We start from the raw sequence: 17,203 nt of genomic DNA on the forward strand, positions 1-17,203 counted from the left end.
GCCTATTTGCCGACGAGGTCGGCTTCAGTCTCGACCTGGTAGGGGCGGACACGAAGGCGCTTGATGCGGCGCGGATCGGAATCGAGAATCTCGAACTCGAAACCTGACGGGTGACGGATCACCTCACCGCGCTCGGGAATTCTGCCGGCCAGCATGAAGACGAGACCGCCGAGCGTATCGACATCCTGCTCCTCCTCCTCGCTAGCGACATCGCGCCCCACCACTTCTTCGAAATCTTCGATGGCAGCGCGAGCGTCGGCCTCCCAGACATCCGGGCCCTTGGCCTTGATCGCCGGAGTCAGCGTCTCGTCGTGTTCGTCCTCGATATCGCCGACAATGGGCTCAAGCAGGTCCTCGAGGGTCACAAGACCGTCCGTGCCGCCAAACTCGTCGACCACCAGCGCCATGTGCATCCGCCGGCTCTGCATGCGCAGCAGCAGGTCGGTCGCACGCATAGAGGGCGGAGCGTAGAGCAGGGGGCGGCGAATCTGCGGCAGAATCTGAAGCTCGGCCCAGTTCGTGGACCGATTTCCGTGCTCGTCGCCCGTCAGATGCGTGATCACATCCTTGATGTGAGCCACCCCGATCGGATCATCGAGCGTATCGCGATAGATCGGAAGGCGGGAATGCGCGGCATTGGAGAAGATGACGGCCAGCTCGTGCAGCGGCGTTTCGACGTCAACCGCGGTAATATCGGCCCGCGGCACCATCACATCGCTGACACGCAGCCGGTCGAAAGCCTGCGCATTGGCCAGCAGGGCGCTCTCCGTCACCGGAGCAGGGTCTGCTGGCAGGGGTGTTTCGCCCGATCCGTTGCGGCCGCCAAGCGCACCGCGGAAACGGGCGAACAAACTTCGAGATTGTGGGTCGTCGTCACTCATTGTCGTTCTGGTATCAAATAGGGATCGGCAATGCCGAGTTCGGCCAGGACCGCTGTCTCCAGCGCTTCCATGGCTTCTGCGGCGGCGTCTTCATCATGGGTATACCCATTGAGATGAAGGAAACCATGAAGAGCAAGATGGGCGGCACGATCGCGTAACGCAATACCGGCCGCGCCCGCTTCGGCAACACAGGTCTGGTAGGCCAGCGCGATATCACCAGGATATCCCTCGCGCTCGGGCGCGGGAAAGGACAGCACGTTGGTGGGTCGCGGCCTGGCGCGGTACTGACCGTTCAGGACCTCGACTGTCTCGTCGCCGGTAAACAGGATAACCGCCGTGCCCGGCCGCCGCTCCGTCATGCGTGAAGCTGCGATCTGGATCGCGCGTTCGCAGACCGCCTCGAGGTTGTCGACCTCGCTCCAGGCGTCGTAGTCGGTCACGAACTCACACAGCGGCTCACTCATCACTTCATATCCGCGCGTTCATAGGCATCGACAATCCGGGCCACCAGATCGTGCCGGACCACATCCTTGCGTGTGAAGCGATGGATCGCAATGCCCTGCACGCCCTCGAGAATGTTCAGCGCATGGGCCAGGCCTGACGGGTCCCGGGGGTGCAAATCCGTCTGGGAGGGATCCCCGGTGATCGCCATGCGCGAGCCCTCGCCCATCCGGGTCAGCACCATGCGCATCTGGGCCACGGTCGCGTTCTGCGCCTCGTCGCAGATGACGAAGGCGCGGTTCAGCGTCCGGCCGCGCATGAAGGCGAGCGGGGCGACCTCGACCCGGCCTTCCTCGCGCATCTTGTCGGAGAGTTTCTGGCCAAGCGCGTCGCGCAGCGAATCCCAGATCGGCAACAGGTAGGGATCGATCTTTTCGCTCAGATCGCCGGGCAGGAAGCCGAGACGCTCGCCGGCCTCGACCGCAGGCCGCGTGATGACCAGCCGCTCGATCTCGCCGAGTGCCAGCTGGGCTGCGCCGTAAGCCACGGCGAGCAGGGTCTTGCCGGTGCCTGCAGGCCCGACACCGAAGACCATATCGTAGTCCCGCTCGTTCTTGAGCATGCGGATATAGTCGCGTTGCCCGTCCGTGCGGCCGGCAAAACTGGTTCCGCGCGGCACGCGGATGACGGCATCAATCTCGCTGTCCGGCGCATCGTCGCCCATCAGCGTGGCGGCACGCACTTCGGCCGGGTCGATCTGGAGACCGTCGCCGGCGCGGGCATAGAGCGCGTTGAGCACGCGTTTGGCTTCCGTGCGCGCACGCGCATCGTCGCCCGTAATCACGATCTGGCCGCCGCCTGGCGCCTCCAGGCGGATGCCGATCTCGCGCTCGATAATGGCGAAGTTCTCGTGTCCGGGCCCGGCGACAGCGCGCACCTGCTCTCCGTCCTCAAAGTGCACGGTCTCGGCTGCGGCGCGGCGGGGTCTGCGCGGTTTGGCTGAACGGCTCACGCGGCGCTCCGTTTCCCGCCCGACAGGCGGCCCGCCAGGGCATTCCTGGATGCGGCCACGATTTCGACCTCGGCGATCTGGCCGATAAGCTCGGCCGGACCGTCGCAGTGAACGGCCTGCAGGTAGGGGCTGCGCCCGCCGATCTGGCCGTCGCGCCGGCCCTTGCGCTCGAACAGGACCGGCAAGGTGCGGCCGATCGTGGACCGGTTGAACGCTTCCTGCTGCTCGTTGAGCAGGGCCTGGAGCTGGAGCAGGCGCTGCGAAGCCACGGCCTCGTCCACCTGACCCCCAAGCGAGGCGGCTGGCGTGCCCGGCCGGCGCGAATACTTGAACGAGAAGCAGGCCGCGTAGTCCACTTGGCGGACTAGATCCATCGTCGCCTCGAAATCCGCCTCGGTCTCTCCGGGAAAGCCGACGATCATGTCACCGGAAATGGCGATGCCCGGGCGCGCCTCGCGCATGCGAGCGATCACGTCGAGATACTCCGCCGCGCTGTGCTTGCGGTTCATCGCGCGCAGGATCCGGTCCGAGCCCGACTGCACCGGCACGTGGAAGTAGGGCATCAGCTTGGGCTCGTCCGCGAAGGCGGCGATCAGGTCGTCATCCATGTCGCGCGGATGCGAGGTGGTGAAGCGGATACGTTCGATACCGCCGATCAGCGCCAGGTGACGCACGAGCTGGCCCAGCCCCCAGCTACCCTCGGCATCGCGGCCGCCCGGCGCCGCGCCGTGATACGCATTGACGTTCTGACCCAGCAGGGTCACTTCGCGGATGCCCTTGGCCGCGAGGGCCCGCACCTCCGCCACGATCTGGTCGACCGGACGCGACCACTCCGCGCCCCGCGTATAGGGGACCACGCAGAAGGTGCAGAACTTGTCGCAGCCTTCCTGCACGGTGACGAAGGCTGAATAGCCCTCGATCTGGCGGTCGGGAATGGCGAGCGCGTCGAACTTGTCTTCGACCTCGAACTCGGTATCGAGACCCTCGCCCCGGCCACGGTGCACGCTGGCAATGAGCTCAGGCAGTTTGTGATAGGTTTGCGGACCGACCACCAGATCGACTACAGGCGCCCGGCGCTGGATTTCCGCGCCCTCGGCCTGGGCCACGCAACCTGCTACTGCGACCGTCATCGAAGATCCGGCCGCCGCCTTCTCTTCCTTCATCGGCTTCAGGCGGCCAAGCTCGGAATAGACTTTCTCGGCAGCCTTCTCGCGGATATGACAGGTGTTGAGAATGACCAGGTCGGCATCGTCCGGTCGGTCCGCTGGCTCGTAGCCGAGCGGGGTCAGGACATCGCGCATGCGGTCTGAGTCGTACACGTTCATCTGACACCCGTAGGTTTTGATGAACAGCTTCTTGCGCGGGCGGGCCGCAGCGGACATTTCGGGTTCGGACGTCGAGCTATCGGTCATGCGTGCGGGCCGGCCTCCCTGCCGGCATGTCAAAAGGCCAAAAAGCCCGCACGGAGGTCGCGCGGGCTTATCCACAGCTCAATATCTAACGATAACGCGCGTCCTGCGAAAGGGGGCGCAGGTGCAAGACGCGGTCTCCGCGCTCAAGCCTCGTCGTTCTTGAGAGGAACGCCGTACAGTTCGAGACGGTGATCGACCAGCTTGTAGCCAAGCTTCTTGGCGATCGCTTCCTGCAGACGCTCGATCTCCTCGTCGACGAATTCCAGCACCTCGCCCGATTTCAGATCGATCAGGTGATCGTGATGGTCCTCGGTCGCTTCCTCATAGCGGGAGCGTCCGTCGCGGAAATCATGCCGCTCGATGATCCCGGCCTCTTCAAACAGGCGCACCGTTCTGTAGACCGTGGCGAGCGAGATTCGCGGATCTTCGGCCGAGGCCCGCCGGTGAAGTTCTTCCGCGTCCGGGTGGTCTTCAGACACCGACAGGACGCGCGCGATAACGCGGCGCTGCTCGGTCATGCGCAGACCCTTGTCGATGCAGAGCTTCTCAATCCGGTCTGGCAAGGTGTCCTCCGTTGAAGAGCAGGCAGGCGTCACGCCGATCGTCAATTGGTTTAGAGTGATACCGGCACGCGCGATGCTCTGTCCATAGCCGCGTCAGCCACCCGTCCTCGTTCAGCCCAGCATCTTCTCGAGAATCCGGGCGTCGGCCCCGTCCGGGTAATAGGCGTTGCGTCGCCCGCACGTGGTGTAGCCGCAAGCCTCGTACAGTCTGATGGCGGCATTGTTGCGCTCTGAAACCTCAAGAAAAATCCGCTCCGCCCCTTGAGCCGCCGCAAACGCTTCAGCCCCCTCCAGAAGCGACTGGCCCAGCCCGGTCCGGCGAAACTGCGGGCGCACGCACAGGGTCAAAAGCTCGCTCTCCCCGGCAACGGCACGCACCAGCGCGAATCCGGCCGGCTCGCCCTCTTCGCTCATGACCAACGCCCTGACGCCGGGCGAGGCGAGCAGATCGCGCATCTCGGCCTGGCTCCACGGCCGGTCGAAGCTGGTCTCGTGCAGCGCTGCGAGCAGGGCAGCACCCTCAAGGCCGGTGTCGAATGAAGGTTTCACCGGCGCGCTCACGCTACCGGTTCCGGATCGCGTCCACCCGGCAGCTTGGCATCGGGCGGGCGCGCGTAGAGCGGTGCCGGCGGCGGAGCGTCATGCGACGCCTCCCCGGTCAACGCAGAAAGCGCCTTCAGGGGCGGCTCCACGATGAAATGAGCCGGGTCCGCACCCAGAAGGACGGCCCCCGAGCCGGTCATGTGAATATCGCCATAGGCGCTCAGGGCCACACGCGCATCCTCAACCCCGCCCCGTTCGACCCTGCTGACCGGCGCCCCGTCGGTGAATACCTGCCACAGCAGGTCGCCCCGGCGGGCATCGTGAATGGCGGCGACGCTCCAGTGACGATCCGGGTCCGCCCGCCGCGCCCAGGCCTGCAGGGAGGAAATGCCGAGGGCCTTGGCGCCCGTCGCCAGCGCCAGCCCCCGCGCGAACGCCACGCCCACGCGTGTTCCGGCAAAGCTGCCCGGGCCGGTTGCGACACCGATCCGGTCCAGCGCACCCGGCACTATCCCGGCCTGCTTGAGCAGAGCCTGGACCATTGGCGCCAGACGTTCGGCATGGCCGCGGCCGATCGGTTCTCCAGCCTCGTGCCAGGCTGCATCCGGCCCGACGAGGCCCGCGGCGCACCACGGGCCTGTGGTATCGATCACCAGAACTGTCATGGCGTCATGGTGCTCATCTCTGCCGGCTATTTCATCAGCCGGGCGGCCTCGTCGAAGGTGAGGCGCGGAGAGCGCGGGAACAGCTTCTCGGTCGTGCCATACCCCAGATTGCACAGGAAGTTGGAGCGCCAGCTTCCCATTTCCGGATCGCCTTCAAAGAATTCCTTGTCGACGCCGGACTTGTCGAAGCCAGACATCGGACCACAATCGAGCCCGAGCGAACGCGCGGCCATGATCAGGTAGGCACCCTGCAGAGAACCATTGCGGAAGCCGTTTTCAAAGCGTGCATCTTCGCTCTCGAACCAGTCCTTGGCCTCAGGCGCATGGGGGAAGAGCTCGGGCACCTTCTCGTGGAAGGTCCAGTCCCAGGCCACAATGACCGTCACCGGCGCCGACAGCGTCTTGTCCACGTTGGACTCGATCAGGTGCTCGCGCAGGCGCTCCTGGCTCTCGCCCTTCAGGAAGACGAAACGCGCCGGGCTCTGGTTTGCACTGGTCGGCGCAAACTTGAGCAGGTCGTAGAGCGCGTAGAGCGTTGTATCCGGGACATCGCGTTCTTCCCAGGAATAGAAGGTCCGCGCGCCGCGAAACAGCTGGTCGAGCGCATGGTCGGGCAGGACGCCGTGACGATCTTCCAGAGCGAGCGGGGCGCTGTCTGCATGAGCGGTTTCTGGCATGGGAACTCCTTCGATCAAGCCGTTCAGGGGACAAGAATAGATTGAATGTCGACGCGGCACAGCGAACAGGCCGCGAAAGGGTGGCTGCAGGCTGAAGCCGGACCGGCCGGTCTAAAGAACCGCTTCGACCGAGCTGACCTCGGGCACATAATGCTTCAACAGGTTCTCGATGCCCTGTTTCAAGGTCGCGGTCGAGGAGGGACAACCGGCACAGGCGCCGCGCATGGTCAGGCGGACCGTCCCGGACGCCTCGTCATAATCGTGGAATGTGATGTCGCCGCCATCCTGGGCCACGGCGGGACGCACCCGCGTGTCGATGATTTCCTTGATCTCGCGGACCACCCCGGCCGCTTCACCGGTGTATTCGGTGTGGCCGCCGGACTCCTCGCGGCTGAACAGCGGCTTCTCCGACTGGATCACATCCATGATCGTGCCGAGAACTGCCGGCTTCATGTGAATCCACTCGACTGCGGGGTCTTTGGTCACGGACACATAATCGGCGCCGGCAAAGACGCGTGTGACGCCATCAACGCGGAACAACTCCCGGGCCAGCAGGGAGTTCTCGGCATCTTCGGGCGTAGGAAAGTCGCGCGGCTCGTCAGCTGACACGTCCTGGCCAGGCAGGAATTTCAGCGTGTGCGGATTGGGCGTTTCTTCGGTCTGGATGAACATGGGGCCGGGCCTTCTCTGTATCGTTCCTTGTCCCTCAGGTGGCGGTTTTCACCGTCCGGTTCAAGCGCGCAGGTTAGGCCAGCCGGTCGATCTCCTCACGAGACAGCGTTCCGGGGACCACTGTGACCGGGATTTTGCGTCCGGTGAACAAGCCCCGCCCGCGCGCCATTGTGGAAATAAGCGGTCCGGGCGTGTCATCGATTTTCGAGCTCGACAGGATCAGCACCGCAATCTGGCGATCGGCCTCGATCACGTCTCGCAACATGACCAGAAGCTCGCCCTCGCGCAGCAGCATTTCCGGCCGGGTACCGGTTTCGGCCTCCACGTCCTCGGCCAGCGATTCCAGAGCGGCTTCGGCCGCGTCGGTCGCCTCGCGCCGCATCGTTTCGCCAACGCCCAGCCAGTGCTCGAAATTCGTCGGCTCCACCACGGTCAGCAATGTGACCCGGCCGCCGCTATGTTTGGCCCGGCGCGCCGCGAAGTAGGCCGCGTTGGCTGATTCTTCACTGGTGTCGGCAATGACCAGAAATTTGCGGATATCGTCCATGACGGGACGGTGACTGCTTCTTGACGCTTCTGCAAGAGGGCGCGAAGCAGACCGAAGAGCAAAACGAGGCTGCAATGAGCGCACCAACCTTGGACGAGACAGGCGCAGAAGACCGGGCGCTGGCCAAACTCGAAGACCGGCGCAGCCTCACCGGCAAGACTCGCTCAGTGCGCCTTTATGGCGACCGGATCGAGGTTTGCGAACCTGGGGAAAGCCTTCAGCGCATCCGCTTGGACTCCGTGACGCAGGTTCGCATGTCGGTGGAGATGGCCGGCCGCGATACTCAGGTCGTGTGCCGGGTCGCCTCCAAATCCACACAGATCGTGTTCGGAAGCCGGAGCCTGTCGGGACCGGGCAGCTGGCAGAATAACGCGGTCGAATTTCGCGGCCTGGTTCTCGCGCTTCACAAGGCGCTGCAGCCGAGAAAGCTCGCTGTGCGCTTCGTGGAAGGCCAGACGCTGGGGTTCCGGCTAATCATGGGCGCGGCAGGTTTGAGCCTTGCAACGGGCGGCGTGGTCTTTGCCGGCTACATGCTGAGTGTGGCCGGAAGTGCGATGCTGGCGGCGGCGGCTCTGCCCTTCATCGTCATCGGCGGCTATCTGGCCTGGGTCTTCCGGCCCGGGGTACCGCTACCCTACAATCCCGATCAGCTCATCGCCCGGTTCGAACGCGCGCCGGAGCCGGATGCCGGTCGGGCATCTCCAGACTAGCCCAGCCGGGCCTTGAGTGCCTGAGCGAACCGCGCGCCCATGCCCGGACCTTGTTCAGGGTAGAGATAGGGCTCGATCAGCTCCAGCTCCATCAGCTTCAGCAAGCCGTCCAGACCGCGGGCCATGTCCACCCGGGCGTAGAGAAAACCGGGCTCGCCGCAGAGCTCGCGCGCGGCAGCCAGGATGTCGCTTGCCACCGCGATCTGATCCGGGGTGGCGGTATGGGTCTGCTCTACGCCGCCATAAACCGACTGGACGCGGTAATCGCCGGACCGGGGCCGTTTGAGAACGGCATGCGAGAAACTGCCTTCGAAGAAGATCAGCGAGTACTCGCCTTCCTCTGCAATGCTCGGCAGGAAGGGCTGGATCATCGCCTCCCGCGGCGGCAGGTCTTCGGCCGGCGGCAGCGGGTCCGCGCGCTTGATCCGAGCCTGGCGCCAGGCGCCGGCGCCCACAAGCGGTTTGACGACGATCTCGTCGCAATCGAGCGTCGCGAATGCCTGCGTGATGGCCGTCTCGTCGGCACGGTCGGCCCAGACCGTGTCGATGACCGGAATGCCAGCCTCTGACAGCGCCTGAAGATAGCGCTTGTCCATATTCCATTCTGCGGTCCGCGAACTGTTCAGCACCCGGCACTGGCTTTCCCAGTCGCCTAGTGCCCGCAGGAATTTTTCCGGCCTGGATGTGTAATTCCACACCGTTCCGATGACGATGGCCGTGAACTGTGACACGTCGAAACCGCTGTCCCACACGACCGGCTCGAGGTGATAGCCCTGGGCCCGGCAGGCCGGCTCGAGTTCTGCAAACTCGAGCTCGAATTCATACTGGTCGCCGCGCTCCTGGGCATGGCCCGCGACCATGTCGCCGGATATGAGAAAGGCAATACGCGTCACCGCAACGCTCCCGGACACCGAGGATAAAAAACTGCCCCGGCTTGCTCTGGCAATCGGCCTTGAAAGTCAAACGCCTTCGTCCATCCGATGCGCGCGGTGACAGCCCGGCCGGGACCGGTGCGGTTGAGGTCATGGAAGGAGCACGCTAAGTCCAGCTGCGCTTTCACGCCTTTTCCTTCTTTCTGTCAGGATACCGAGACCCACCATGACCGAGACCCGCTACGACGTGCTTGGCGTCGGCAACGCCATTGTCGATGTGATCGCCCGCTGCTCCGACGACTTCCTCGTCGAGCACGGCATCGAAAAGGGCGGCATGACCCTGATCGATGAAGACCAGGCGACCTCGCTCTATGCCGCGATGGGCGAAGGTACCGAAATTTCCGGGGGCTCTGGCGCGAACACGCTCGCCGGCATCGCCAGCTTCGGCGGACGCGGCGCCTATATCGGCAAGGTGGCCGAGGACGCGCTGGGCGACACGTTCGACCGCGAGATCCGGACCATCGGCGTGGACTACCAGACCTCGCGCCTGGTCGGCGGGGCGGCCACCGCGCGCTGTCTGGTCAATGTGACCGAAGACGCGCAGCGCTCGATGTGCACCTTTCTGGGCGCATCGACCTTTTTTTCCGACGAGGATCTCGACAAGTCGCGCATCGAGGCTGCCCACATCACCTATCTCGAGGGCTATCTGTTCGACCGGGAAGAAGCCAAGCGCGCCTTTGTCCGCGCGGCTGAGATCGCCAAGGCGGCCAACCGCAAGGTCTCGCTGACCCTGTCCGACGGCTTCTGCGTCGATCGCCACCGGGCAAGCTTCCGCCAGCTCGTCGACAACCACATCGACATTCTGTTTGCCAACGAGGACGAGCTCAAATCGCTCTACGAGACCGACGATTTTGATACCGCGCTCTCCCGCGTTCGCGAGGAAGCTGCCGTTGCCGCTGTCACGCGCTCTGAAAAGGGCGCCGTCATCGTCTCTGGCGAGACGACCGTGAAGGTCCCGGCTGAACCCGTCGCGCAGCTGGTCGACACTACGGGGGCGGGCGACCAGTTCGCCGCTGGCTTCCTTCTGGGCATGGCGCGCGGCGCCGATCTTGAAACCTGCGGCCGGCTTGGCGTGATCGCCGCAGCAGAGATCATTTCCCACATGGGCGCGCGCCCCGAGGTCGAATTGAAGACGCTCGCCACCAGGCACGGGATCGAGATTCCCGCCCCCCTCGACTAGGCTCGAAATGCGAATCTGGCGTGCCCGTCAAAGTGTTAACGACGGGTAGCGCCAGCCTTAACGCGATTTTCAGCACATTGTCCGATTGTCCACGTCCAGCGTGACGTGCGTGGGCCGATTTTGTCGTCCGTGCAGTCCTAACCAGTCTTGCCCGATGGGTCCTGCATGGCTCCGATTCGACATGCCGTTTCAAGGATGATGCGCTCACTCGTAGCGAAGTTCACGGTGCTGTGCGGGATTATCCTGATAGCCGCGATCTCGATGCTGGTGGTCATCCAGTACCAGTCCACGGTGCGGGACAATCACCGCTCCAGCCAGGTCCATGCGAGCCTGATCACCGAGTTGTTCGCCAACGGCATTTCCGGTCAGCTGGGCGCAGATAATCGCGCCGGCCTCAACGGACGGCTGCGCGAATTTGCCGGACGTGAGGATGTCGCCTCTGTCTATGTGGTCGACGCGATGCGCGAAGTGATCGGCGCGGCCGGGCCGGGTGTGCCCGCGCTGGGCGTGCGCGCTAGCGAGAACCTGTTGCAGAGCGCGATCGGCGCGGTCGACAGCCGCATGATGATCGCCGACGGCACCATTCAGGTCGCCGCGCCCATCTTCGCCGACGGCCGTCTGGCTGGCGCGACCCATGTGACCGTTCCCATCGCAGCCGTGGCCCGCCCCGCCGGCGAGCTCCTGCTGCGTCAGGCGATCATCGGCCTGGGATCCATGCTCATCTTCCTGCCGCTGGTCGCCCTGGCCGTGCGTCAGGCCCTCGGCCCGATCAAGACGCTCACCGAAGCGGCGCGCCTGGCCTCCTCGCGCAAGCTGGATCTGCGCATCGACGTGCATACCGGCGACGAGCTGGAAGTGCTCGCAAACTCCTTCAACCGCATGTTCGGCCGCCTCGAAGCCTCGGTGAAGCGCATCCAGCGTCTGGCCTATGTCGATATGGTCACCGAGCTGCCCAACCGTGAACGCTTCCGCAAGGAGCTTGAGCGCGTTTGCGCGCAGGCCCAGGATGACGATGCCGATGGCGGCGCGGTTCTTTTCCTCGATCTCGACCGGTTCAAGCGGGTCAACGACTCGCTGGGTATCGGCGAGGGCGACCGGCTGCTCGAAGCGGTCGCCCGCCGCTTGCGTGAAGCGGCGCGCGCCTGGGATCTTTCCAACGGCGAGGGGCGCGAGCCCTCCATGGTGGCGCGCCTGGGCGGGGACGAGTTCACCCTGCTCCTGCCCACCCTCTCCGACCCGGCCGATGCGGCCCGGGTTGCCCATCGGGTCGTGGATGCGATCCGCCGCCCGTTCGAGATTTCCGGTCACCAGGTCTTCCTCGGCCTGTCGGTCGGTGTCGCGCTTTTCCCGCGCGATGGCTCCGACCCCGAAACGCTTCTGCGCCACGCCGATCTTGCCATGGCCACCGCCAAGCGGTCAGGCGGGAATGCCTACGAATTCTTCGAATCTAAGATGAACCAGAGCGCATTCGAGCGTCTGGTGCTGGAGAACGAGCTGCGCGAAGCCGTGCGCGAGGAGCAGCTGGTCGTCTACTACCAGCCCAAAGTCTTCATGACTGACGGCCGCTTTGCCGGCTGCGAGGCGCTGGTGCGCTGGCAGCACCCGACCGCGGGCCTGCTGTCCCCGGGCGCCTTTATCCAGGCTGCCGAAGAGTGCGGCCTGATCGGGGAAATCGGCGATTATGTCCTGCGCCGGACGTGCACCCAGTTTGCCGAGCTCTACAGGCAGGGCATGGCCTATCCGGTCGCGGTCAACGTTTCGGCGATGCAGTTCGAGAGCGAAGGCTTTGCCGACACCGTGCTCGACGCGCTCAACTCCAGCGGTCTGCCGCCTCACCTGCTGGAGCTGGAACTGACCGAATCCACGGCGATGCGCGATCCCGAGCGCGTAATTCACCAGATCGAACCGCTGCGCCAGCTGGGCGTGACCTTCGCCATCGACGATTTCGGCACGGGCCATTCCTCCCTCTCCTATCTGACGCGCATGCCATTCGACGTGTTCAAGATCGACCAGAGCTTCGTGCGTCACATGGAAAGCGACCCGCACGCGAAGATCGTGGTGGAAACCATTCTGGCCATGGCCAAGTCTTTGAAACTGAAAACGGTTGCCGAGGGCGTAGAAACGACCGAACAGCTGGCTTTCCTGCGCGGACAGGGCGCCACCCTGGCCCAGGGCTATCTGTTCGGACGCCCGATGCCCTTGCCCGACCTGGTGCGCTTTGCCGAGCCGGAAAACGCAGCGGCGGCGCGAATCGCGCAATAGGCCGACGCGCGCCACCTGTGTCAAAAATCACACTTACAAATCCTTTCTCGAATTTAATTGAACAAACGCGCTGGTCCGTGTCATAAATGTCGCTGCAGGCCTTGAAGCTCTGACGCGGCGCCGTCCCCCCGCTGCGCGCTCAGATGTTTTGCCCGCAGCCGCGATCCCCTTCGCGGTAAAGTGCCCGGCGGCGGGCCTCCCCCTTCCGCCGCCGGGCATACCCCGCTCCCCCTTGAAGCGCTCTTGCAGAAGACGTCCCGAAGCCAGACGGCCGAGGATCGCAGCTTTGCGCTAGGGTCCGGCGATCTGGCACGCTACATAGCGGGCATGAGTGATTTCGACCCTTCCAGCGACGGCGGCGCAGCGGGCAGCGAAGACATCGTGGCCCGTCTGCTCGATGAAATACCCCTGCTCTACAAGGCTCGCGCCTTTGCCGAGAGCATCAAGGACCCCGCCTTCTTTTCCCGCCTCGGCGAGCCGCTCGACCGGCGCGAGGTGACACTGGCCCGCGCCTATCTCGACGGGCTGGGCTTTCCCGAGGCCGAGCCGGCCAGCCTGGGCGACTGGGAGGACGCGATCGCAGCCGCGGAAGCCGGCGACGTCGATGGCGGCGCCTGGGAAGCCGAAGAAATGATCCGCACCGGTCTTGTCGAAGCCGCGCTGGCGCGGCTGGACGAAGAAGCGTTACAGGCCGCGCAGATGCTGGTGGCGTCGAAGATCGGAGAAATAGCGCGCGAGGCCGCAGAGACGGCCGGCGCAATTGACGACGTCTTCGACGAATCCGTCATCAACGCAGCAGCGGGCGGGCTGGTCCAGGCCGCCAATGGCGCGGTGCTCGTGCTTCTGGCCGAAGCCGAGGACCAGGAACCCCCGCACCCCTTCCTGGCGCGCTGGCGTCTCTATGTACGCGGACGCTGGCCGGTGGGCCTGGCCGGCGCCACCCTCAATATTCTCTGATCAAATAGTCCAGAAGGAGGCCGGTCGTGAGCGGGCTGACCATTGCTACTTGGAACATCAATTCGGTACGCCTGCGCGCGCCGCTCGTCGCCAATTTCGCCGAGCAGGCCGATCCTGACGTGATCTGCCTGCAGGAGATCAAGTGCCAGGAAAATCAATTCCCCTACAAGGCATTCGCCCAGATGGGCTACCCGCATGTCCACGTCACCGGCCAGAAGGGCATGCATGGCGTGGCCACGGTCTCGCGCCTGCCGATGGAGACGCTCGACGGTCAGGAGATCTGCTCCAGGCTGGAGGCCCGGGCCCAGCGCGTGCGCGTCCAGGGGATCGAGATCCAGAATTACTACATCCCGGCGGGTGGCGACGAGCCGGACCCGGAGATCAACCCGCGCTTCGCGCACAAGCTGGATTTTCTGGAGAAGCTTGAAGCCTATTTTGCGCGCCGCTCCCGGGAGGATCCAGACATCGTCGCCGTCGGAGATTTCAATATCGCGCCGCACGAAAACGATGTCTGGTCTCACAAGCAACTACTCAAAGTCGTCTCCCACACCCCGGTAGAAACGGAAGGGCTGGAGCGGGTTCGAGCGGCGGCTGATTTCATCGACGTGGCCCGCGCCCTTGCTGGCGAGGATGAGAAAATTTTCACCTGGTGGAGCTATCGCAACCGCGACTGGCGTAAATCCAATCGCGGCCGCCGCCTCGACCATATCTGGGTGACCCCGCCGCTCCGCGCAGCCGCGCTGTCAGCGGGACGATCGGCCTTCACCGTCTGGGACCATACGCGCGACTGGGAAAAGCCGTCCGACCATGCCCCGGTCACGCTGCGCCTGCACCTTTAAAGCTGCAGGCGGTAGCCGCCGCTCTCCGTGACCAGGAGCCGGGCCTTCGATCCCTCCGGCTCGATCTTCTGGCGCAGCCGGTAGACATGGGTTTCCAGCGTGTGCGTGTTGGCCTCGCGGTGATAGCCCCAGACCTTGTCGAGCAATTCCTCGCGCGCGATCGTCTCGCCGCCCGCCCGGTACAGATATTTCAGGATATTGGTTTCCTTCTCGGTCAGGCGGACCTTCCGGTCGCCCTCCAGGAGCAGTTTCATGGAGGGCTTGAACTGGTACGGGCCGAGCTGGAGCACGGCATCCTCGCTCTGTTCGTGGCGGCGCAGATGCGTGTTCAGACGTTCCAGCAGGACGACAAAGCTGACCGGCTTGGCGATGAAATCGCTCGCGCCCGACCTCAGGCCCAGCACGTGATCTGCATCGCCCGACTGCGCGGTCAGGAGAATAACCGGCTTGGTCACGCCATTCTTGCGCAGGATGCGGCACGCCTCGCGCCCGTCCATATCCGGCAAACCGACATCCAGGATCACGATATCGACCTGTTCGTCCTGTGCCAGCTCGATCCCAGGCTTTGCCGAATCGGCCGTCAGCACGGCGAACTCGTCGTCATAAGAAAATTGATCGGCCAGGGCGTCGCGCAGGTCCGCGTCGTCGTCCACGATCAGCACCGTTCGCTTGGCCGCCATGTCAGCTCCTGTGATCTTGCCGGCCTTGGCCAGGCAGAGTTTTCCCGTCGAGACAAAATTGCCGGGCAATTCTTGCCGCGTCGAGGATGGCGCCGCATCAAATTGCTCGATTATGCGAGACCTGCTTCTAGCACCAACTCGGCCCCGGACTTGCTTGAAAAGATTGTGAGCCCATCGTGAAAGGGCAACACCCCGTGGTGGGGGCGGTGGCGGGACATCCGCGGAATCGGCGGTTTCGCGCCGGCGAGCCGGGCGTCCCGCGCCGACCCGCTCTGTCTGAAGAGCGAGCGGCAGCTCGCGCAGGCCTGGACCGCGGTCTCCTTCTTCTTTTTTGAAACTTCGCTGCGACCAGACCCGCCGAATGGCATAGCTTACGATCTCGCCTTGCCGGACGCGCGCGTGTAAGCCTGTCGCTCATGATTCTGCGCGCCACCAAAGACGGCTGGTTCGAATGCGGACCCGCACCCGATAAGCTGACCCGCGTGCGGTGCGCACTCGGGAAGAACGGGCTGGTCGCTGCCGAAGACAAGCGCGAGGGCGATGGCGCCTCGCCCGTCGGCCATTGGCCAATCCGGCGCGCGCTCTTCCGGCCCGATCGGTTGGCCCGGCCCCATACCCGGCTCGTGATCGATCCGACACAGCCGGAGGATGGCTGGTGCGATTCTCCCGAAGATCCCGCCTATAACCGTCCGGTACGCCTGCCCTATGCGGCCAGTTGCGAGACGCTCCAGCGTCAGGACGAGCTCTACGACATCGTCGTGATTCTCGGTCATAACGACGATCCGCCGGTACCCGGGCTGGGATCGGCGATCTTCCTGCACTGTGCGAAGCCCGGCTATCCGCCGACACTGGGGTGCGTGGCGCTCGCAAAGGAGGACCTGATCGACGTGCTGGGCAAGGTTTCGCCCGGCGACCGGCTCGAGATCACGGTGTGAAAGCCGGGCTTGTCCGACTTGAAGCGGGCACGGCGACCGGCCACATCGAGGCTGGCATTTGAAAACAGTAGGATAAAAGGACAGGCGCGATGAGCGAAGAACGCCAGTTTCCCGGATGGCGCGGCACGACCATTCTGTGCGTACGCAAGAACGGGGCGCTTGCCCTGGTGGGCGACGGCCAGGTCTCCATCGGCAATACGATCGTCAAGGCGACGGCACGCAAGGTGCGCCCTCTGGCGGGTGGCTCGGTCGTGGCCGGATTTGCCGGCACCACAGCCGACGCGTTTGCCCTGTTCGAGCGTCTCGAAGCCAAGCTTGAAAGCCACCCCGGACAGCTCGCACGCGCCTGCGTGGAGCTTGCCAAGGACTGGCGCACGGATCGCTACATGCGCAGGCTCGAAGCCATGCTCATCGTGGCCGACAAGGATGAAACCTACATCCTGACCGGTGCCGGCGACGTGCTCGAACCCGAACATGGCATCGCCGCGATCGGGTCGGGCGGCAATTTCGCCCTGTCGGCGGCTCGCGCCCTCATGGACTACGAGTCCGATGCCGAGACCATTGCCCGCAAGGCGATGAAGATCGCAGCCGAAATCTGCGTCTTCTCCAACGAGAACCTGACAGTGGAGACATTGTAGCGAATGTCTCCACCCGAGGCGGTGCGGGCTGTAGACTTATTCACTCTCGACAGGACAGCCCACCAACCGCCAGCGGAAAGACGCGCATCACCCGCCCGGGCTGAGGGGGCGTGGTAGTCGTGATAGTAGTAGGAGTCGCATCGGCTCGGCCCAGGGAATTTTCTCACGCATTGGCACGTAAGGGCGCTACTCGCTGGCGAAAATCTGCCCCTCATCCCGAAAGGCCTTGAATTCCAGAGCATTTCCGCTGGGGTCGCGCACGAACATCGTAGCCTGCTCACCCGGCTGGTCTTGGAAGCGCACATGCGGATCGACCAGGAAGTCGGCCCCGGCCCGCTTCAAACGCTCCGACAGCTCTTCCCAATCGGTCCAGTCCAGGATCAGGCCGAAATGGCGCACCGGGATCGCCTTGCCGTCCACCGGATTGGTCTCGCCGCGCCCGCACTCTTCCGGAGACAGGTGAGCGACGACCTGATGGCCGTAGAAATCGAAGTCGATCCAGTGCTCGCTTTCCCGGCCGGTCTCGCAGCCCATCGTCCCGGCATAGAAGCGCCTGGCACTTTCAAGATCGTGAACCGGAAAGGCCAGGTGGAAGCGGGGACGGGCAGGTTGGTTCGTCATAAGGGGCAGCTCCGGTCTTTTGTGCGGCGAAGCGCG

The 17,203-nt window shown here is 64.4% G+C and carries 20 protein-coding genes; 7 read left to right on the forward strand and 13 right to left on the reverse strand.

Annotation, left to right across the window (positions count from 1 at the left end):
* Nucleotides 1-2: 2 nt before the first annotated feature.
* The 10 genes from PGP17_RS02405 to PGP17_RS02450 form a co-directional block, all read right to left on the reverse strand.
* Nucleotides 3-881 (reverse strand): hemolysin family protein, encoded by an 879-nt coding sequence (locus tag PGP17_RS02405; protein ID WP_135945652.1) that lies wholly within the window; start codon nt 879-881, stop codon nt 3-5.
* Entirely contained in the window at nt 878-1,345 is a 468-nt protein-coding gene (gene ybeY, locus PGP17_RS02410; protein ID WP_270374114.1) for an rRNA maturation RNase YbeY, read from the reverse strand. Before ybeY ends, PGP17_RS02405 begins: the two co-directional genes overlap by 4 nt.
* A complete protein-coding gene (locus PGP17_RS02415) occupies nt 1,345-2,334 on the reverse strand; it encodes a PhoH family protein (RefSeq protein WP_135945650.1) in 990 nt (329 codons plus the stop codon). The genes ybeY and PGP17_RS02415 overlap by 1 nt, the downstream gene beginning before the upstream one ends.
* The gene (miaB, locus tag PGP17_RS02420) at nt 2,331-3,746 is read right to left on the reverse strand and encodes a tRNA (N6-isopentenyl adenosine(37)-C2)-methylthiotransferase MiaB (RefSeq protein WP_270374115.1); all 1,416 of its coding nucleotides are present in this window, start codon (nt 3,744-3,746) and stop codon (nt 2,331-2,333) included. Before miaB ends, PGP17_RS02415 begins: the two co-directional genes overlap by 4 nt.
* 143 nt (nt 3,747-3,889) lie before the next feature.
* The gene (locus PGP17_RS02425) at nt 3,890-4,264 is read right to left on the reverse strand and encodes a Fur family transcriptional regulator (RefSeq protein WP_135945721.1); all 375 of its coding nucleotides are present in this window, start codon (nt 4,262-4,264) and stop codon (nt 3,890-3,892) included.
* A 156-nt stretch (nt 4,265-4,420) separates the two neighbouring features.
* Nucleotides 4,421-4,870 (reverse strand): ribosomal protein S18-alanine N-acetyltransferase, encoded by a 450-nt coding sequence (gene rimI, locus PGP17_RS02430; protein ID WP_233342176.1) that lies wholly within the window; start codon nt 4,868-4,870, stop codon nt 4,421-4,423.
* Complete coding sequence (gene tsaB / locus PGP17_RS02435; RefSeq protein ID WP_270374116.1) at nt 4,867-5,517, reverse strand: tRNA (adenosine(37)-N6)-threonylcarbamoyltransferase complex dimerization subunit type 1 TsaB; 651 nt, start codon at nt 5,515-5,517, stop codon at nt 4,867-4,869. Before tsaB ends, rimI begins: the two co-directional genes overlap by 4 nt.
* A 26-nt stretch (nt 5,518-5,543) precedes the next feature.
* The gene (locus PGP17_RS02440) at nt 5,544-6,194 is read right to left on the reverse strand and encodes a malonic semialdehyde reductase (RefSeq protein ID WP_270374117.1); all 651 of its coding nucleotides are present in this window, start codon (nt 6,192-6,194) and stop codon (nt 5,544-5,546) included.
* A gap of 111 nt (nt 6,195-6,305) precedes the next feature.
* A complete protein-coding gene (locus tag PGP17_RS02445; protein ID WP_270374118.1) occupies nt 6,306-6,866 on the reverse strand; it encodes a NifU family protein in 561 nt (186 codons plus the stop codon).
* Nucleotides 6,867-6,939: 73 nt separating this feature from the next.
* Nucleotides 6,940-7,413 carry a universal stress protein gene (locus PGP17_RS02450; protein ID WP_135945645.1) on the reverse strand — a complete coding sequence of 158 codons (474 nt, stop codon included), beginning with the start codon at nt 7,411-7,413 and terminating at the stop codon, nt 6,940-6,942.
* A gap of 74 nt (nt 7,414-7,487) precedes the next feature.
* Between PGP17_RS02450 and PGP17_RS02455 the strand changes: the two genes are divergently transcribed.
* The gene (locus PGP17_RS02455) at nt 7,488-8,123 is read left to right on the forward strand and encodes a hypothetical protein (protein ID WP_270374119.1); all 636 of its coding nucleotides are present in this window, start codon (nt 7,488-7,490) and stop codon (nt 8,121-8,123) included.
* Here PGP17_RS02455 and PGP17_RS02460 read toward each other — a convergent pair.
* Nucleotides 8,120-9,016 (reverse strand): ATP-grasp domain-containing protein, encoded by an 897-nt coding sequence (locus PGP17_RS02460; protein WP_270374120.1) that lies wholly within the window; start codon nt 9,014-9,016, stop codon nt 8,120-8,122. The genes PGP17_RS02455 and PGP17_RS02460 overlap by 4 nt on opposite strands.
* A gap of 205 nt (nt 9,017-9,221) precedes the next feature.
* On the opposite strand from PGP17_RS02460, the gene PGP17_RS02465 reads away from it, so the two are divergent.
* From PGP17_RS02465 to xth, 4 genes are all read left to right on the forward strand, one after another.
* A complete protein-coding gene (locus PGP17_RS02465) occupies nt 9,222-10,235 on the forward strand; it encodes an adenosine kinase (protein ID WP_135945642.1) in 1,014 nt (337 codons plus the stop codon).
* Between the two features lie 195 nt (nt 10,236-10,430).
* Nucleotides 10,431-12,497 (forward strand): putative bifunctional diguanylate cyclase/phosphodiesterase, encoded by a 2,067-nt coding sequence (locus PGP17_RS02470; RefSeq protein ID WP_270374121.1) that lies wholly within the window; start codon nt 10,431-10,433, stop codon nt 12,495-12,497.
* A gap of 327 nt (nt 12,498-12,824) precedes the next feature.
* Nucleotides 12,825-13,454, forward strand: a complete 630-nt coding sequence (locus tag PGP17_RS02475; RefSeq protein ID WP_270374122.1) for a hypothetical protein — start codon at nt 12,825-12,827, stop codon at nt 13,452-13,454.
* A 26-nt stretch (nt 13,455-13,480) separates the two neighbouring features.
* Nucleotides 13,481-14,293, forward strand: coding sequence for an exodeoxyribonuclease III (gene xth / locus PGP17_RS02480; protein ID WP_270374123.1), 813 nt, complete (start codon nt 13,481-13,483; stop codon nt 14,291-14,293).
* Here the strand turns inward: xth and PGP17_RS02485 are convergent.
* Nucleotides 14,290-14,973 carry a response regulator transcription factor gene (locus tag PGP17_RS02485; protein ID WP_270374124.1) on the reverse strand — a complete coding sequence of 228 codons (684 nt, stop codon included), beginning with the start codon at nt 14,971-14,973 and terminating at the stop codon, nt 14,290-14,292. The genes xth and PGP17_RS02485 overlap by 4 nt on opposite strands.
* A 416-nt stretch (nt 14,974-15,389) precedes the next feature.
* Here PGP17_RS02485 and PGP17_RS02490 point away from each other — a divergent pair, with 416 nt between their 5' ends.
* Together PGP17_RS02490 and hslV are read left to right on the forward strand one after the other, a co-directional pair.
* Entirely contained in the window at nt 15,390-15,908 is a 519-nt protein-coding gene (locus PGP17_RS02490; protein WP_270374125.1) for a L,D-transpeptidase family protein, read from the forward strand.
* 89 nt (nt 15,909-15,997) lie between these two features.
* On the forward strand, nt 15,998-16,546 hold the full coding sequence (gene hslV / locus PGP17_RS02495) for an ATP-dependent protease subunit HslV (RefSeq protein ID WP_135945638.1): 549 nt from the start codon (nt 15,998-16,000) through the stop codon (nt 16,544-16,546).
* A 186-nt stretch (nt 16,547-16,732) separates the two neighbouring features.
* Here the strand turns inward: hslV and PGP17_RS02500 are convergent, their stop codons facing one another.
* Nucleotides 16,733-17,167: a VOC family protein gene (locus PGP17_RS02500; RefSeq protein ID WP_135945637.1), complete on the reverse strand. Its 435-nt coding sequence runs from the start codon at nt 17,165-17,167 to the stop codon at nt 16,733-16,735.
* Between the last annotated feature and the right edge of the window lie 36 nt (nt 17,168-17,203).

Source organism: Marinicauda sp. Alg238-R41 (genome assembly GCF_947331485.1).
Taxonomy (GTDB): Bacteria; Pseudomonadota; Alphaproteobacteria; order Caulobacterales; family Maricaulaceae; genus Marinicauda; species Marinicauda pacifica.

Excerpts from the sequence above, each read along its gene's own strand:
- PGP17_RS02465 (WP_135945642.1), top strand. The coding sequence starts at position 9,222 with ATGACCGAGACCCGCTACGACGTGCTTGGCGTCGGCAACGCCATTGTC.
- hslV (WP_135945638.1), top strand. The coding sequence starts at position 15,998 with ATGAGCGAAGAACGCCAGTTTCCCGGATGGCGCGGCACGACCATTCTG.
- PGP17_RS02450 (WP_135945645.1), bottom strand. The coding sequence starts at position 7,413 with ATGGACGATATCCGCAAATTTCTGGTCATTGCCGACACCAGTGAAGAA.
- tsaB (WP_270374116.1), bottom strand. The coding sequence starts at position 5,517 with ATGACAGTTCTGGTGATCGATACCACAGGCCCGTGGTGCGCCGCGGGC.
- PGP17_RS02470 (WP_270374121.1), top strand. The coding sequence starts at position 10,431 with ATGATGCGCTCACTCGTAGCGAAGTTCACGGTGCTGTGCGGGATTATC.
- miaB (WP_270374115.1), bottom strand. The coding sequence starts at position 3,746 with ATGACCGATAGCTCGACGTCCGAACCCGAAATGTCCGCTGCGGCCCGC.
- PGP17_RS02440 (WP_270374117.1), bottom strand. The coding sequence starts at position 6,194 with ATGCCAGAAACCGCTCATGCAGACAGCGCCCCGCTCGCTCTGGAAGAT.
- PGP17_RS02405 (WP_135945652.1), bottom strand. The coding sequence starts at position 881 with ATGAGTGACGACGACCCACAATCTCGAAGTTTGTTCGCCCGTTTCCGC.
- PGP17_RS02490 (WP_270374125.1), top strand. The coding sequence starts at position 15,390 with ATGATTCTGCGCGCCACCAAAGACGGCTGGTTCGAATGCGGACCCGCA.
- PGP17_RS02425 (WP_135945721.1), bottom strand. The coding sequence starts at position 4,264 with ATGACCGAGCAGCGCCGCGTTATCGCGCGCGTCCTGTCGGTGTCTGAA.
- PGP17_RS02445 (WP_270374118.1), bottom strand. The coding sequence starts at position 6,866 with ATGTTCATCCAGACCGAAGAAACGCCCAATCCGCACACGCTGAAATTC.
- PGP17_RS02455 (WP_270374119.1), top strand. The coding sequence starts at position 7,488 with ATGAGCGCACCAACCTTGGACGAGACAGGCGCAGAAGACCGGGCGCTG.
- PGP17_RS02500 (WP_135945637.1), bottom strand. The coding sequence starts at position 17,167 with ATGACGAACCAACCTGCCCGTCCCCGCTTCCACCTGGCCTTTCCGGTT.
- PGP17_RS02485 (WP_270374124.1), bottom strand. The coding sequence starts at position 14,973 with ATGGCGGCCAAGCGAACGGTGCTGATCGTGGACGACGACGCGGACCTG.
- ybeY (WP_270374114.1), bottom strand. The coding sequence starts at position 1,345 with ATGAGTGAGCCGCTGTGTGAGTTCGTGACCGACTACGACGCCTGGAGC.
- PGP17_RS02475 (WP_270374122.1), top strand. The coding sequence starts at position 12,825 with ATGAGTGATTTCGACCCTTCCAGCGACGGCGGCGCAGCGGGCAGCGAA.